13 protein-coding genes and 3 pseudogenes are annotated in these 16,101 nt (G+C 37.8%); 14 read left to right on the forward strand and 2 right to left on the reverse strand.

Features of this window, described 5'->3' with window-relative positions; genetic code table 11:
• Positions 1–3 precede the first annotated feature (3 nt).
• Positions 4–612 (reverse strand): TetR/AcrR family transcriptional regulator, encoded by a 609-nt coding sequence (locus ACE4RR_RS11495; protein WP_375535565.1) that lies wholly within the window; start codon positions 610–612, stop codon positions 4–6.
• Between the two features lie 137 nt (positions 613–749).
• Between ACE4RR_RS11495 and ACE4RR_RS11500 the strand changes: the two are divergent.
• The 5 genes and pseudogenes from ACE4RR_RS11500 to ACE4RR_RS11520 all read left to right on the forward strand — a co-directional run.
• Positions 750–929: pseudogene (locus ACE4RR_RS11500) on the forward strand (Tn3 family transposase); the annotation flags it as partial.
• A 188-nt stretch (positions 930–1,117) separates the two neighbouring features.
• The gene (locus tag ACE4RR_RS11505) at positions 1,118–2,167 is read left to right on the forward strand and encodes a ZinT family metal-binding protein (RefSeq protein ID WP_375535566.1); all 1,050 of its coding nucleotides are present in this window, start codon (positions 1,118–1,120) and stop codon (positions 2,165–2,167) included.
• 361 nt (positions 2,168–2,528) lie between these two features.
• Positions 2,529–3,533 (forward strand): permease, encoded by a 1,005-nt coding sequence (locus tag ACE4RR_RS11510; RefSeq protein ID WP_375535567.1) that lies wholly within the window; start codon positions 2,529–2,531, stop codon positions 3,531–3,533.
• A 4-nt stretch (positions 3,534–3,537) separates the two neighbouring features.
• Positions 3,538–4,428 (forward strand): TIGR03943 family putative permease subunit, encoded by an 891-nt coding sequence (locus ACE4RR_RS11515; RefSeq protein ID WP_375535568.1) that lies wholly within the window; start codon positions 3,538–3,540, stop codon positions 4,426–4,428.
• 111 nt (positions 4,429–4,539) lie between these two features.
• Positions 4,540–4,884: a hypothetical protein gene (locus ACE4RR_RS11520; protein ID WP_375535569.1), complete on the forward strand. Its 345-nt coding sequence runs from the start codon at positions 4,540–4,542 to the stop codon at positions 4,882–4,884.
• A 305-nt stretch (positions 4,885–5,189) separates the two neighbouring features.
• Here the strand turns inward: ACE4RR_RS11520 and ACE4RR_RS11525 are convergent.
• Positions 5,190–5,675, reverse strand: a pseudogene (locus ACE4RR_RS11525) (ATP-binding protein); the annotation flags it as partial.
• A 156-nt stretch (positions 5,676–5,831) separates the two neighbouring features.
• On the opposite strand from ACE4RR_RS11525, the gene ACE4RR_RS11530 reads away from it, so the two are divergent.
• The 9 genes and pseudogenes from ACE4RR_RS11530 to ACE4RR_RS11570 form a co-directional block, all read left to right on the forward strand.
• Positions 5,832–6,536, forward strand: a complete 705-nt coding sequence (locus ACE4RR_RS11530) for a GntR family transcriptional regulator (RefSeq protein ID WP_375535570.1) — start codon at positions 5,832–5,834, stop codon at positions 6,534–6,536.
• 2 nt (positions 6,537–6,538) lie between these two features.
• Complete coding sequence (locus ACE4RR_RS11535) at positions 6,539–7,549, forward strand: zinc-dependent alcohol dehydrogenase (protein ID WP_375535571.1); 1,011 nt, start codon at positions 6,539–6,541, stop codon at positions 7,547–7,549.
• A gap of 16 nt (positions 7,550–7,565) precedes the next feature.
• A complete protein-coding gene (locus ACE4RR_RS11540; protein WP_375535572.1) occupies positions 7,566–8,321 on the forward strand; it encodes an SDR family oxidoreductase in 756 nt (251 codons plus the stop codon).
• 26 nt (positions 8,322–8,347) lie between these two features.
• On the forward strand, positions 8,348–9,601 hold the full coding sequence (locus ACE4RR_RS11545) for an enolase C-terminal domain-like protein (protein WP_375535573.1): 1,254 nt from the start codon (positions 8,348–8,350) through the stop codon (positions 9,599–9,601).
• Positions 9,602–9,634: 33 nt separating this feature from the next.
• Positions 9,635–10,660: a C4-dicarboxylate TRAP transporter substrate-binding protein gene (locus ACE4RR_RS11550; RefSeq protein ID WP_375535574.1), complete on the forward strand. Its 1,026-nt coding sequence runs from the start codon at positions 9,635–9,637 to the stop codon at positions 10,658–10,660.
• Complete coding sequence (locus ACE4RR_RS11555; protein ID WP_375535575.1) at positions 10,657–11,145, forward strand: TRAP transporter small permease; 489 nt, start codon at positions 10,657–10,659, stop codon at positions 11,143–11,145. Before ACE4RR_RS11550 ends, ACE4RR_RS11555 begins: the two co-directional genes overlap by 4 nt.
• Before the next feature lie 57 nt (positions 11,146–11,202).
• A complete protein-coding gene (locus ACE4RR_RS11560; RefSeq protein ID WP_375535611.1) occupies positions 11,203–12,480 on the forward strand; it encodes a TRAP transporter large permease in 1,278 nt (425 codons plus the stop codon).
• 40 nt (positions 12,481–12,520) lie between these two features.
• A complete protein-coding gene (locus tag ACE4RR_RS11565; RefSeq protein WP_375535576.1) occupies positions 12,521–13,468 on the forward strand; it encodes a D-2-hydroxyacid dehydrogenase in 948 nt (315 codons plus the stop codon).
• Positions 13,469–15,376: 1,908 nt separating this feature from the next.
• Positions 15,377–15,619 (forward strand): annotated as a pseudogene (locus ACE4RR_RS11570) (histidinol-phosphate transaminase); the annotation flags it as partial.
• Between the last annotated feature and the right edge of the window lie 482 nt (positions 15,620–16,101).

The following is a 16,101-nucleotide window of genomic DNA, read 5'->3' on the forward strand; positions in this document are numbered from 1 at the left end:
ATATTACTCTCCTTTATTAGCTAAACTTAATACATTTAAATAAAAAGTAATCGTATTGCGAACAAAATTTTCTTTTGTGCTTTTTTCATTTTCAACTAAACTAAAGTAAATTTGAGGGTCAAAAATGTGCAGCAATTGATGTGATAAATAGTTATTAGGTAGAGAAGATTTTATATCGTTTTTTTCCTTACCTTCTTGTATTATTAACGAAAAATTACTTATGACCTTATCGACAATTGAATTTAATTCATGGTGATATTGCACATTAAATAACTTATGCATATAAAGAAAATGATCCTTAGTAAAGTCAAAAAAGTCACTGTCAAATCCATAAATTATTATTTTTTTTATTTTATCTCTTGTAAGATTTTGGTTTTTGTTTATTAGTTCTACCTTATGATTAAATTCTTTCAATTTAGGTTTCAAAATGTTAAAAAGTAGTTCCTCTTTAGATTTAAAATGCAAATATAAAGTGCCTTTTGCGACATCTGATTCTTTCGCTATGTCATTCATAGTTACTTTATCGAAACCTTTTAATTTAAATAATGTTTCTGCATTATTTAGGATTGTTTTATTTCTTTCATGAAATATTTTGTCCATTCTTTGCGACATTAACAAAAACCACCTTTTTTGACCTATGGTCATTTTTGACCTATAGTCATATTAGTATATCTTTGTTGATTACGCAAGAAGTATTAGTTTTAAAATAAATTTATAGAATAGTGTTCAGAAAACCATCAATTTGAAGGCCAAGGCTTCGTGACTTAGGCGATTCTAAACTACACACAATTCAAAAACCAAGTGATTTTCCTGACCTAGAAAAATTACTTCGTGGACGCATTAACACAAAGATTATTCAAGAGAACTTTGAGGATGTACTCCGTTTAGCTCATTCGATTCGAGAAGAAAAAGTGTCCGGTTACCTTATTCCGCTCACTGTCATAGAGAAGGTGAAATGTGAGGCAGCCAATCTCTGGCTGTTTTTTTCAATCTTCAGACGATAGAAAAATAAAAAATTGTTTTTGTTCAAAAATAAGTATTTACTTTTCTTATAAGGATTTATATAATTGAATTTAAATCGTAATAATTACGTTTTATAGAAAGGTGTTGTTTATCGTTGTTTATAAAAAAATCTATGGTTAAATGGGCAAGTGTTTTAATGATTAGTACAGTACTCGCAGCATGCCAGGACTCTGAAACAGAACAAGATGCTGCTGAGGATGGACAAGATCAAACTGCTGACAGCGGTGGTGAAGAAGAGAATAGTCATGATCATGAGGAGGAGGAGCACGATCATGAGCACAGCAATGGTAATGATCATGACGCTCCGGAAGATATTGATATCCAAGGGCTGGCGGATCATTATCATACAGGGGACACAGTGAACCTTACAGCTGAATTAAATGAAGAAACTGATAATGACCATTGGCACTGGTACATAAGAGATAATGAAGATGACGAATGGGAGACGGTACCAGATCAGGAGAATAGTGAGTTTACTGGAGAAGCATCAATAGACGGGCAGGAAATTAAAGCGGTTCTTTTTGGAGATGATCATGAAGCTTATGCTCAATCATCCCCTGCAAAAATTGTGATTGATGATCATGGTCATGGAGATGATGAAGACAGCCAACGTATATATGATGGCTATTTTGAAGACGATGAGGTAGAGGATCGGGAATTGTCTGATTGGGAAGGAGACTGGCAATCGGTCTATCCATATTTACAGGATGGAGACTTGGATGAAGTGTTTAAACAAAAGGCTCAAGATGATGAAGACATGACCGAGGAAGAATATAAAGAATACTATGAAGAAGGCTATGAAACAGAAACTGAACGAATCGTTATTGAAGGGAATACGGTCACCTTCTTTGAAAATGGGGAAGAGAGTTCAGGTGAGTATAAGTATGATGGATACGAAATTCTAACGTATGAAGCCGGTAACAAGGGAGTAAGATATGTATTTGAGTTAACAGAGGATAATGAAGAAATGCCTCAGTATATTCAGTTTAGTGACCATATCATTTCACCGGAGGAATCGCATCATTTCCACTTATATTGGGGCGATGACCGAAAAGAACTGTTGGAAGAAGTGACACATTGGCCTACTTATTATCCATCTGAGTTAGATTCTGAGGAAATCGTTAATGAGATGACCGCACACTAATTATCTATAATCGTTTATGTCATACAGAGAGAACATTCACATTCTGTTCTCTCTATTAATTCACCAGGAGAGTCCAAGATTTATAAAAAATCTTGGACTCTCTATTTTTGTAGACTGAAGAAATCTAAACTTAGTGGGTGGTAGTTTTTTCAGTAATATCAGTGGCTGAATTACAGAAATACCATGCACCTGATCAGGAATGGAATATTGATCAATCATTACTCAACAATTTAAAGAAAACCTGCGTTTTTCTTTAATTCATATTAAATCTGCTGCCCAAACGACACATACTTTAGGAAAACAAGCATATCTATTAAAAAGAACAATTACGATTTGTATGTACTGGGAGGGAATACGCAGTATGCGGTTGATCCATACATATTTAAATGATGTCACCGGACTTATCGTCATTGGACTTGTTATATATTTTATTTATTTTAATAATTTACTCGGAGAAACGGTGCTGATGGAGGTGCCGGATTCCTTTCGGCAATTAAATACCATTTTTTTGAGCATTTTAATTGAAGCAATTCCTTTTGTTCTTATTGGAGTCGTGATTGCTGGGTTTATTCAAATTTTTATCAGCGAGGAACAAATTCGACGCTGCATTCCTCGAAATAAAGTATTGGCAGTAGTCATGAGCTGCATTGTGGGAGGTATTTTTCCTGCTTGCGAATGCGGTATTGTACCTATTGTACGGCGTCTCATTCAAAAAGGGGTTCCTATTTATGCTGGTATTGGATTTTTATTAACTGGGCCGTTGATCAACCCAATCGTAATTATGTCCACGTACATGGCATTTGGAAATGATTGGAACATTGCAGCTATGCGAATGGGAATAGGATTTGTTGCCGCGTGTATTATTGCACTGTTAATCAGCTTCTTTTACCGATCCAATCAATTAAAGCAAAAGTTATTATCGGCGCGTTCTGGCCATTCCCATTCAATAGAAAAGTTAACTTTCTCCAGAAAATTATCAGAAATGCTAAAACATGCCATCGATGAGTTTATTGACCTTGGGAAATATTTAATTATCGGAGCGTTTATAGCGGCTTTTCTCCAAACCTATGTATCGGCAGAGTCCCTTTTTATTTTTGGAGAAGGGATTGTTGCCTCAACTATGGTGATGATGGGGTTAGCTTATCTGTTAAGTTTATGTTCCGAGGCAGATGCTTTTATTGGTGCTTCATTTCGTAATGTATTTCCAACTTCTTCCATACTCGCTTTTTTGATTTATGGTCCGATGATTGATTTGAAAAATACGATTATGTTATTAAGTGTGTTTAATGCAAGGTTTGTATTGGTCTTGTTTTTCTTCATAACGATCATCGTATTTATCAGTGTGCATCTCACTACAATAATATAAGGGGTTGATAACGATACATTTTCATTTTCAGCATTTCCTGCGTGCGTTCATATTAGCCTTGTTTGCTGCTTTCTTTCTAGATTTGCATTATTCAGGGGATATATCAAAATTTGTAAATCCTAAATATTATGCGATGAGTCAAATGGGGGCGGGACTTCTCGTCATTCTTACGTTTATTCAACTCTCAAGAGTATGGATAGAAGAAAAACCAGGAGAAGCTTGTTCCACTAATTGTTCTCATGATCACCATCATAGCGTTGATCAGCACATCTTTAGAAATTCATTTAGTTATTCTATTTTACTGTTTCCGTTAATTGCAGCATTTATCCTCACCCCTAAGGTTTTGGATGCATCTCTCGCAGATAACAAAGGGAGTGTGTTATCAGGCAGTGGCAAGTATGAGGAAAATACAGTGCTGGAACAATCGAATACACTTCATGATCAAGAACCACAACCTAATGACAATTATTTTATGGCTGAAGAACATGAAGAGAGAATGAATCATTTAAATCAAGCTAACGTAATTGATATGCAGGAGGATATATTTTCTTCTTATTACGAGAGCATTCGTGCCACTCCATATAATTTTACAGGCAAAAAGATAAAAATTACCGGATTTGTGTACCGAGAGGAAGGACTGTCTTCGAACCAACTTGTCCTAACTAGGTTTATTATCACTCACTGTGTAGCAGATGCGGTGACGATTGGTTTCTTAACAGAATTTGATGAGGCGGAATCATTTCCATCCGATACATGGTTGGAGTTGGAAGGAACGCTTGCTGTCGTTCCCTATAATGGAAGTGATCTCCCGGTCATCAAAGCGGAGCGGGGGAAGGTCATCTCAGAACCATCTGATCCGTATATATATCCTGCACTCAAAAAATTAACAGATTAACTACATCATCCATCGCATAATAAAGAACCAATAAATGGATAGTTCTCCCCTCAATAGGTTGGGTTGAATCGTACTATTAATGGGAATGAATAATGTAAAGGAGGGATTAGTTTGAAACAAACTAACCATCAAGTACATGAAGATCATTCTCATGAACACAGTATCGCATGTGGGCATACCAAAATTCGACACAATGATCACATTGATTACGTCCATAATGGTCATCTGCACCATAAGCATGAAGATCATTGGGATGAGTGCACAATTCCAGTGACAGATATAAATCCAGAAGAGTGCAAACCAGTGTCTTGCGGGTGTTCTCATACAGAAGAATGCGGCCATGAAATGGTGCCGCATGGAGACCATATGGATTATTTAGTGAACGGGAGATTACATCATGTTCATGATAACCATTGTGATGATCATGGACCGGTGGAAATAGTCACTTTGATTTAAAAATCGAGTAGGAGGGGGTGATTAACCCCCGACCTCTCACACCAAGTATAATGTAGATCATTGGAGGGATAAAAGGCCTTTGTTTTAGGCAATGATGACTTAAAATGGGAATTGCTGCAAGCTGGGGTAGAAATAACAGACGGTGCTTCCACATCTCAATTGCATCTGTGTGTTCTGCTAACCCAGCTAATGTTTTAGGATGAGGTTTTTTGTAAATAAAAGGATAGTCTTTTTCGTCAAATTCCTCTTGTGGGTTAAAAGTGTAGACGTCAAGTTGAATTTTACACTTTTTGCTCGTTTCCTTTTTACACTTCTTCTGAAAAAATGCTCTTTCGGTTTTTCATCCGATAACTTTCCTCTTCTTCGTCTCCATGGATCACCTCTACCCGATGAAGTAAACGGTCTAAAATTGCTGTGGTGATTCCTTGGTCTCCGATTAAATTGCCCCATTCATCTGGACTCTTATTTGATGTCAGGATAATCGAACTTCGTTCGTATAAATGATTATTCAAATGAAAGAATAGGTTAGCTTCTCTTTGATCCATAGCCATATACATTAAATCATCAATGAGCACCAGGTCGGCATTTCTGATTCTTTTCAGCTGCACTTTAGATTTGTTCAGGTATTCTTCTGATTTTAGAAGCTGCACAAGTTAGCCCATTGTGGCGAAATAAACATTGAACCCTTTGTAAACAGCCTCGAGTCCAAGCCCAATTGCGATATATGTTATTCCGATGCCAGGAGGACCTAAAAGAATGAGATTGTACTGTTGCTCCAGCCAACTTAATTTAATAGGGCTCCGCTTGAAAGAGATAGATTCACCGTTAAAATATAAAAAAGCGTTTACATAAAAGGTGAAATCATGTAAGATATAAAACAATTAGTTGTATACGTTGTATACAACGTATACATCATAAAATATAAACAGTTTATACGGAGGTGAAAAATGCGTTTTCCAATTGAACGAATGAACTCTTCTTCAAAGGGGGAAGAAATAGCTGATTTAATGCGCTTTGAGATTATTTCTGGGAGTTTAAAACCAGGCAGCACAGTTTCAGAGAATTCAATTGCCAGCCAGTATCAAAGCAGTCGCTCTCCTTCCAGAGAAGCTATGCGGATTTTACAAAATGAAGGACTGATTACTTTAAAAAGGCTTGGAGCAGAAGTGATTGGCTTATCTCAGAAGGATATTGAAGAACTAAATGATATACGATTTATGCTCGAAAGGTTTGCGATGATTGAATGTGCCAAGAAAAAAGACAACTCACTTATCGCATTTTTAGAATTCACAGTTGAAAAAATGAAAATTGCAATTGATCAAAAGAATGCCGAGGAGCTTTCCTTCTTAGATATTGCCTTTCATGAAGCCATCATCAAAGCCAGCGAGCATAACCGAATTATTCATATATGGAAGAGCATTGAGAAGCTGATTATTACAGCCTTATTAATGGCGACGGAAAAAAGGTTCTCTTCAGATGAACAAGGTTATCAAGAATTCCTTGTTCAAAAGCATTTAGAAATAGTAGAAGCCATCCTGGAAGAAGATGCCGGATTAATAGAACATCATCTAAAGACCCACTTTATTGATACGAGAAAAACAGTGAGTGAAAGTGTTTTTACAAATAATGGAGTGGTTAAAAAGGAGAAGTAGTAATGAAAGCAGGAGTGTATAGAGGAGAGAAAACAGTAGAAGTCAGTCAACTACCAGAGCCTACACATAAAGAAAATGAAGCTCTCATTAAAGTCTCTTATGCGGGAATCTGCGGGACAGATATGATGATTTACTCTGGCCTGCACCCTAGAGTGCTTCCTCCGCTGGTCATGGGGCATGAATTTTCAGGGGTTATCGATAAAATTAATGATAACGCTCATTTAAAGCCAGGTGATCGAGTAGCAATCAATCCATTAATTTCTTGCGGGGAGTGCTACGCATGTAAAAATGGTCAGAATCATATTTGCTCGAATCTGCGGTATTTAGGAATAGATAAGAATGGGGGATTTGCCCAGTATGTAAAGGTTCCGGTGGATAACCTGTATGTATTGAGTCCGTCTATATCCAATGAGAAAGGTGCTCTGACAGAACCGCTGGCAGTTGCTATTCATACTATCAGAAAATCCAGTCTTCGCTTTGGCGATGTAGTAGTTATACTAGGCGCAGGACCGATTGGAATATTAATAGGGTTGCTTGCTCAGAAAGCGGGAGCGTCAAGAGTAATCATTTCGGATATTAGTGAGCATCGGTTAAAGGTTGCAGAAGAACATGGGATGACAACCATAAATGCGCAAAATGAAAATATAGTGGACACGACTAAGAAGGTAACGAATGGCGTGGGAGCGGATGTAGTGTTTGAAGTAGCCGGCACGCAGAGTACGGCTGATCAAATGATAGAGGCGATTAAACCGCAGGGAGAAATATTATTAGTAAGTGTCTTCAAAAACCCTCCAAAAATGAATTTAGCGCAAATGCACTTTAGAGAAATATCTTTGAAAACGACCCGTTGTTTTGAAGGAGATGACTTTCAAAAAGCGCTGAAAGTATTAGAACAAAATGAAATTGATGTAACCAGTATTATTTCTCATACTTTATCGATTGATAAATTTGAGGAAGGATTTCAATTAATGAAGGACACGAATGTATCGATGAAAGTTTTATTTCAATTTTAAAAGAGGGAGTAGATCAATGTTTCGTACAAATGAATTAGAAAATAAGGTAGCTGTTGTAACGGGAACCACCAGGGGAATTGGAAAAGCCATCGCTTTAGGATTAGCAGAAGCTGGAGCGTCTCTCGCGTTAATTCAACGATCTGAAAACGATGAGACAAAGAGAGAAGTAGAACAATATGGCGTACCTTGTAAGATATTTAATTGTGATTTAAGTAAGCCGGAAGAGGTAAGAGAAGTAATTCCTAAGGTAGTTGAAAAGTTTGGTACAGTAGATATCTTAGTAAACAATGCGGGAGTGCAGAGAAGACACCCCGCGGTGGAATTTCCCGAAAGTGATTGGGATGAAGTGCTCAATATTAATCTAAAAGCCGTTTGGATTCTTTGCCAGGAAGCAGGAAAAGTAATGACCGCTAAAAACAGCGGAAAAATAATTAATATTGCGTCTTTAGTATCTTTCCAGGGTGGCATTACGGTTCCTGCATACACCTCTGCTAAAGGAGCTGTCGGCCAATTAACCAAAGCGTTAGCAAATGAATGGTCTTCAAAGGGTGTGAACGTAAACGCTATTGTTCCCGGCTACATTGCGACAGATATGAATGATGCTCTTATTAATGACCCCGTTAGGAGCCGTCAGATTTTAGAGAGAATTCCAGCAGATCGATGGGGGGCGCCGGAGGATTTTATCGGCCCGGCATTATTTTTAGCATCTTCCGCTTCAGAGTATGTTCATGGTCACCTTTTAGCTGTAGATGGGGGATGGTTAGGTAGATAAAAAGGAAGAAAGGAAGGGGCTGAACAATGAGTAAATTGATAATTGAAGATGTGGAAGTTTTTTTGACGGCACCAAATAATATAGATTTGGTGGTAGTGCGGATTAAAACAAATAAAGAAGGCTTAACCGGTCTCGGTTGTGCTACCTTTACACAGCGGATTTATGCAGTAAAACATGCCATTGAAGACTATCTAAAACCATTTCTTCTTGGGAAGGATCCTGCAGATATTGAGGATTTATGGCAGACGATGAATGTAAGCGGTTACTGGAGAAATGGCCCGGTGATGAATAACGCTTTGTCAGGAATAGATATGGCTTTATGGGATATAAAAGGGAAGCTGGCAGATATGCCTGTGTATGATTTATTAGGCGGGAAATCACGAGACGGAATCGCTTTATACTGTCACACGGATGGGGCCACGAAAGAAGAAGTAGAAGAAAGTGTTAAATCGGCGATGGAAGAGGGATATCAATACGTCCGCTGCCAATTAGGCATGTACGGAGGGGCCGGCACAGAGGATACGGGTTTGATTACAACAAAAATGAAACGAGCCGAAGGATTACTTACGAAACATCCTCCTGAAAACCGCCGGGATGGCCAGTACTTCGATGCGGATGCTTATTTGAAAAGCGTGGACGAATTATTTGATCATTTACGGAGGACGATAGAACCTCACATGGAGTTCATTCACGATATTCATGAAAGAGTCCCAGCTATAGAAGCGATTAAATTAGCTAAAAAACTTGAAAAATATGATTTGTTTTATCTTGAAGACCCCTTTTCTCCAGAACAGCTGGAATGGTTAAAGATGCTTAGAGAGCAGAGCAGCACCCCCATTGCATTTGGAGAATTATTTTCGCATCCGAACGACTGGAAAGCACTTATTGCTAATCAGCAGATAGATTTTATCAGAGCTCACGTCAGTGCTATTGGCGGAATAACTCCTGCCAGAAAATTGGCAATTTTTGGTGAATTATTTGGGGTCAGAACCGCCTGGCACGGTCCAGGAGATCTATCGCCAATAGGAGTGGCAGCGAATCTGCATTTAGATTATTGCAGTAATAATTTTGGGATACAGGAATGGACTCCCATGAACGAAGCTTTAAAGGAAGTCTTTCCAGGCGGTCCCGAAATTAAAAATGGTTATGCTTATTTAAGCGATATCCCTGGCCTTGGCCTGGACTTCCGAGAAGATGAAGCGGAAAAATATCCTCCCCATGGAAAACTGCCGGAATGGACATTGGCACGAATAGTTGATGGTACGTCTGTTAAACCTTGATATAACAACTTAAAAACTAAGGGGTTGTGAAGAATGAAAAGCATGAAAACTTTTGGTGTATTTATTCTCATAATGAGTGGTCTTATGTTCATTGCTGCCTGCGGTTCCAATGATTCTTCAGATAATGATACAGAGGGGGCGGAATCCTCCGGGGACGCTGAATATACTCTGCGTGTAGGTATTACTCAGAATGATCAAAATGCTGAGTATGAGGGCATAGAGCAATTTAAAGAAAGAGTAGAAGAAAGAACGGATGGTGCTATTAAAATTGAAACCTATCATAGTGATCAGCTGGCCAGTGTTCCTGATTTAATTGAGCAGGCTTCTACAGGAAACAGTGTAGGAACTATCACGGACGCTGGTCAGATTGGAGATTTGAAGAATGAATTTTATGTCCTGCAATCTCCATATATGTTTCAAAATAATGAGCAGATCGATAAATTCTTAGAATCAGATCTCTATCAAGAATGGGTGGATGACTTCTCAGCGCAGGGCTTACAAATTCTTTCATTCAATTGGAAGCTGGGAGAACGTAATCTAGCAACGACGAATAAAATTGAGACCATCGAAGATGTGAAGGGAAATGTCATCCGAACAAACGGGTCTCAGATTGTGGATGAAACAATTTCTTCCATGGGAGGGTCGCCAAGTGGGATGCCTTGGACAGAAGCCTATCCAGGATTAGAACAGGGAGTAATAGACGGAGTAGAAGCTCATAACCTTGCGATTTATGAGTCCAGTCTTCATGAAGTAATCAATCACATTGCTAGAACAAATCATTTTCAATTGGTATCAGGATTGGTTGCCAGCGCAGATTGGTTTAACGGGCTGCCTGAGGAGTTTCAAGAAATAGTGATAGAAGAAGCGCAAGCTGCTGGAGACACAGCGGCTGAAATAGCAGCAGAGAAATCTGCTGAATATGAAGAATTAATGATAGAAGAGGGCGTTGAGTTTCATGATGTGGATCAGGAAGAATTCAGAAAGATGACTCAGAAAGCTTACGAGTCTGTGGGATTGGAAGAAGCTCGAAAGCAAGTGAATGAAGTGATTCAAGAATGACTTCTAACTCTATTTTCATTAACTTAAAAAATGGTTATTTGAAAATTGAAAGCTTCGTTGTCATCTCCTTGTTTATTTCCCTTGTCGCTCTCGTCTTTATGGAAGTCGTAGTCAGAGCATTTGACAGCCCAACGAGATGGTCTGTTGGGGTGGCACAGTTAATATTTATGTGGCTCATTTTTATTGGAGCAAATCAGGCCTTAAGGGGAAATTCACACATTGGAATTGATATTGTAACGCAATTGCTTCCTAAACAATTCCAAAGGTATCTAGCATTTGGAGTAAATGCGTTACTTGTCCTCTTTCTAGCAATGTTAGTTTATTACGGTTTAGAAATGACGTTTGCTAATACTGGAAGAATAATATCAGGCACATCCATTGGTTATTTTTATACCACTCTTGCTGTGCCCGTAGGAGCGTTCCTTATGCTGATAACAGGAGTCTTCCAAATGATTAATCTAATAAAAGCCTCCAGCAAAACGTAGGAAAAGTACAGCCAGGTCAGTATGTCACCTTGGAAGGGGGGAGTCATCTTGATTTTAATGCTGATCGTGTTTTTCGTTTTAATGTTTATCAATATGCCAATAGCATTTGCCATCGGGATAGCTGCTATGACTTATTTTATCAGGACATCCGACTTAACAAATATGTTAGCGATCCAGCAATTTGTTACTGGCACACAGTCCTTTCCTTTATTAGCTGTTCCGTTTTTCGTGTTGGCAGGGCATATTCTTAATGTTTCTGGTATCACCTCACGGTTAATCAAATTTTCAAATTTGTTAACGGGTCACTTAGCTGGTGGTTTAGCGCATGTATCTATCGTATTAAGTACGTTATTAGGAGGGATATCCGGATCAGCCACCGCCGATGCAGCCATGCAGAGCCGGATTTTAACCAAGGACATGGTGCAAAGAGGATATTCAAAGGGTTTTTCCATCGGTGTAATAGGTGTCAGTTCATTAATCACCTCTACCATACCGCCAAGCATTGGTTTAATCTTGTATGGATTTATTGGCGGAGTTTCGATTGGTGACCTTTTTATGGCGGGTATTGTCCCGGGTATTCTCATGTGTTTTACGCTGATGCTTACGGTATCTATTGTAGCTAAAAAGCGTGGCTATGATAGTGACATTGTGGTGGAAAGACCAACAGCAAAGGAGTTATTGATTAGCTTTAAAGACTGTATCTGGGCATTGCTGTTTCCAGTTATTTTATTAGTTGGAATTCGTTTTGGATTTTTCTCTGCTACGGAAGGCGGTGCGGTCGCAGTTGTGTATGCTCTGTTAGTGGGTACATTCATATACAGAGAACTGAACTGGACAAATTTTAAAAAAGCCATTTATGACTCTGTTCAGGATAACAGTATGATTATGTTAATTATCGCTGCTGCTTCGATATTTAGTTATGTCATTGCTTATGAAAACTTACCGAGGACTGCTTCAGAATTAATTACCGGTATCACTGCAGAACCCACTCTTTTATTATTGATCGTGCTGTTCATTGTCTTTTTAGCAGGACTATTTATGGAAGCTACTGCAAACACGTTGTTATTAACGCCGATTTTTTTGCCAATTGTGGAACAGGCAGGCGTTGATCCTGTCCACTTCGGCATTTTAATGATTGTCCTCATCACACTTGGCGGTATGACGCCGCCATTAGGAGTAACAATGTTTGCCGTGTGCTCCATTACAAGAACATCTGTACTAGAGTTCTCTAAAGGAGCCGCTCCATTTCTGCTAGCAGTGTTGATTCTTATCATCATATTGGTATTTTTCCCTCAACTAGTTTTATTTGTTCCCGATTATTTGAATGGAAGTTAATCTAGAAAAAACCTGGTTGAAACCAGAAAGGGTGATGAAAATGATCTTATCTTCCGCTCAGCTGTCTGAACAACACCAACAACATTTAGAAAAAAAATATCCAGGCCAAGTCTTTATCTTTTGCGATAGCATGAATGAGGCAGAAGAACACTTACCTGATGCTGAAATATTAATAACCTATGGAGCCGACCTCACGGAGGAATTATTATCAAAGGCAAGTAAATTAAAATGGATCATGATTATATCAGCAGGAATCGAAAAATTGCCATTCAATGCCTTAGAACAACGAGATATAATAGTAACAAGCGCTAGAGGAGTCCATAAAGCACCGAGCTCTGAATATGTATTTTTCATGTTGATGCTCGTATGCAGACAAGGAAAACAACTGATCTCGAACGAAGCGGATAAAATTTGGACCCGGAATATTCACATGGAAGAAATCACCGGAAAGAGTATACTAATTGCAGGAACTGGAGCCATTGGCCAGGAAGTGGCCAGGATAGCAAAAGCATTTCAAATGAGAACGTACGGAGTCTCCCGCAGTGGAAAAACAGTAGAGTATTTTGACAAAACTCTAACCCATGATGAAATGGACAAGTATATGCCAGAGGTAGATTTCGTGATTTCGATTCTTCCAAGCACGGATGAAACGAGAGGATTTTTTAACTATGCACATTTTCAACGAATGCCTCGTCACGCCGTATTTATGAATATTGGCAGAGGCGATGCGGTGAAAGAAGAAGAGATTTTAAAAGCCGTCCATAACCAAGAAATTGCGCATGCTGTGTTAGATGTGTTTGAAGTGGAGCCGTTACCTGAAAATCATCCTTTCTGGGAAGAAGAGAAAATTACAGTAACTTCCCATCTGTCAGGAGTCTCCCCTAATTATCACACCCGTGCTCTTGGTATTTTTGAAGAAAACCTGGAAAGGTATTTATCAGATCATCAGGATTATATAAATAAAATAGATACGTCAAAGAGATATTAAGGACTTGTGGAGTGGATCAATATAAATGTAGAGATATGTCAAAACTTTTGAGAGTTACTGCGTGTCAAAGGAGCTTTATTTTTTGAGTTTTATGAATAGGTGAATTTGAGGATAAGTTCTGTGTGAAGCATATTATTTGTGAGATGTTGATAAATTGTAAAAATGTGTAGGAGTTTAATAGATAGACTGAAACCTTTTTTTACAATCGGCTATACGGCCAATACAATAGACTGATTTCCCAAAAGGAGATTGGCTACTGGACATAATAATCCATCCCTTAAGTTGAGACGCTTAAGGATGGATTATTTTTTATGGTGAAATGACAATTTAACATGATTGCTTAGAAGATTGTCATTTGGTTTCTCCTCCTTCCTATAGGGAGGGAGAAGCTGGTCCATCCTTAAAAGAGCCTTACCTATTGTATATTCTATTATAGCCGGTGTAATGTTTCCTTTGGAAGATTGCACATTGAATTGCAGGATTATCCAACTATATTAAGTTGCCAATTGAAGTGTGCGAAAGGTGAGTTAATAGAAATAATTTTATTTTAAAAATCAAACATATCTGGAACCCATAAATATATTTTCGGAAAGAAAGTAACAAACAGAAGCGCACAAACCCCATCATGACAAGGTAAGGTATGGATGCGTTAAAAACATTCTTTACAGGTAAGAGAACACGAAAAATTATAAAACCGGTATGGCAGTTGGTATATTAAATGAGTATTCAAGATGGGGGATTGGTGTATACTTGCTAAACATGATAAATACTTGGACGGTTCGGTAAGGTGTGACACGTAGAGAATTAAGCATTATAAGCCATAACGAAGCGGCGCTTTTTTATATAAAACATAGGGTGTTAACTTAGGTTTTTTAAAAGTGTGTCCGGCAAACGCATACGCTTTAGGGTTCAAGTCGTATTGGTTATTTGAAGGAATCCGGAGGCAAATCTCCGACCAGAGGAATAACGAATCTCATTCTTCCAGAGCTCGGAGGTACTAAATTAATAGTGATTGGCCAAATTTTTTGTGAATACAGACAAATCATGTAGATGTTGAAAGCCAACCTTCTTATATAAGTTGACTGCACAGCCATTGCCGGAGTTAACACAGAGTCTTAGATTCAATGTCCTTAATTGTAATTAACCATTTTAAGGAACCAGTTAGTAATTGCCGCCCTGCGGGAGACTGTAGGAAAAGGCCTCACTTTACCCACATTAGCATCTGCAGCCAATAATGGTGAAGGACTTATATACGAAGAGTCAAGAAGCACGGGGGATACTTCTAAATGGTATAGGTGGGATGATGATTCACCCTATGGTTCTTATCCGTATGCAAATTTGGGTCAAAATAAATACCAATATAGAGATGTAGAAAAATACTAATAACTAATAAAGTGAAATTTGTGTTATTACCTATAAAAGGGACTGGTGCTAAAAGGTTTTTATCATCACTTTTTTTTAAAAGATAAAACTGGTATTATGAAAATCGACAAAAATATTGATATAAAAAAGTTGAAAGGATATCATTATGAGAAAAGCTTTAAATGTAATTTTTGTTATTTTAATATTTATTGTGCTGTTCTTTTCTTATCAAATGATTTTTCACCCTCCTCCTGTGTCAAATGCTTTACAAATAGGAAATTTACACATTCAGTTTGGTGTATCTCTTTTATTGCTTATCTGTGTTTTAATATTCAAACGTTTACTAAAATAATTTAAGATATCTAGAGTAAATCATTAGAAATCCTATAAACAAGGGACGTATACTTGGGAAGAGATTCGAAAGCCTAGCTGAGTACAAGTCTATGAATCTTTAAATATTTGTCCAGTTTAGTGTTAAAACATACCATACTATTTTACTTATAAAGAGTTAATCCAGAATATACGGGAGCAGCCAGAGAAACGTTTAACACCTCAAGACTAGCACAGATAGCTTCAGTAGCAGCCTTGGAAGATCAAAAATTCATCAAAGAATGTAATAAAGAGAACCGAAAAGAACTGGAGCATTCTTATACATTTTGCTGGCGATACGGATTATCATATTATCCTTCTCGAAGTAATTTTATTTTTATTGACTTGAAAAGACCAGCACATCAAATTGCTGAATTTTTACTATCTAAGGGTTCATTATACGATCTGGAACCGATTTAGGATGTTCAACGGGTGTAAGAATAACTTTGGGCACTTCTAAACAAAATGATGATTTAATGTTACATCTATCACAAATTCTTCAATCATAATTTTCAGAATAAAGATATGCACATTGAAGGAAGTGCAGGGTTAAGATTTTTTGTTATCTAACATAGAAGTGGTTTGGCAATAAAATAAAAACACATGAAATTCGACTTTTCCACATAAATTTCTTAACGTTGTAAATCCGCATTTTGCTGACAGTACCCCATGTAATAAAGGTAGCTGGGATGATGTGCAAATTAACACTTAAAATACGTGCAAAATATCTTCAAAAGTTACACACGGATTCCATTATTAAGGAAGAAAAGCACGTTAATCTAATCAATTAATTTTTTGATATGGCTCATTCATAGGAGAAAACGGAATTGTTACGAACATTAATACAATATGGTGCCCGAGAACTACCTTTTGGTTGGGGCCAGTCTGTGGTTTGTATTCAA

The organism is Alteribacillus sp. HJP-4 (genome assembly GCF_042139015.1).
Lineage (GTDB): Bacteria > Bacillota > Bacilli > Bacillales > Marinococcaceae > JBHIKY01.

Bases quoted from the DNA above. Each gene is read 5' to 3' on its own strand.
- ACE4RR_RS11495 (WP_375535565.1), bottom strand. From the start codon at position 612: ATGTCGCAAAGAATGGACAAAATATTTCATGAAAGAAATAAAACAATC.
- ACE4RR_RS11510 (WP_375535567.1), top strand. From the start codon at position 2,529: ATGCGGTTGATCCATACATATTTAAATGATGTCACCGGACTTATCGTC.
- ACE4RR_RS11530 (WP_375535570.1), top strand. From the start codon at position 5,832: ATGCGTTTTCCAATTGAACGAATGAACTCTTCTTCAAAGGGGGAAGAA.
- ACE4RR_RS11535 (WP_375535571.1), top strand. From the start codon at position 6,539: ATGAAAGCAGGAGTGTATAGAGGAGAGAAAACAGTAGAAGTCAGTCAA.
- ACE4RR_RS11540 (WP_375535572.1), top strand. From the start codon at position 7,566: ATGTTTCGTACAAATGAATTAGAAAATAAGGTAGCTGTTGTAACGGGA.
- ACE4RR_RS11545 (WP_375535573.1), top strand. From the start codon at position 8,348: ATGAGTAAATTGATAATTGAAGATGTGGAAGTTTTTTTGACGGCACCA.
- ACE4RR_RS11550 (WP_375535574.1), top strand. From the start codon at position 9,635: ATGAAAAGCATGAAAACTTTTGGTGTATTTATTCTCATAATGAGTGGT.
- ACE4RR_RS11555 (WP_375535575.1), top strand. From the start codon at position 10,657: ATGACTTCTAACTCTATTTTCATTAACTTAAAAAATGGTTATTTGAAA.
- ACE4RR_RS11560 (WP_375535611.1), top strand. From the start codon at position 11,203: ATGCTGATCGTGTTTTTCGTTTTAATGTTTATCAATATGCCAATAGCA.
- ACE4RR_RS11565 (WP_375535576.1), top strand. From the start codon at position 12,521: ATGATCTTATCTTCCGCTCAGCTGTCTGAACAACACCAACAACATTTA.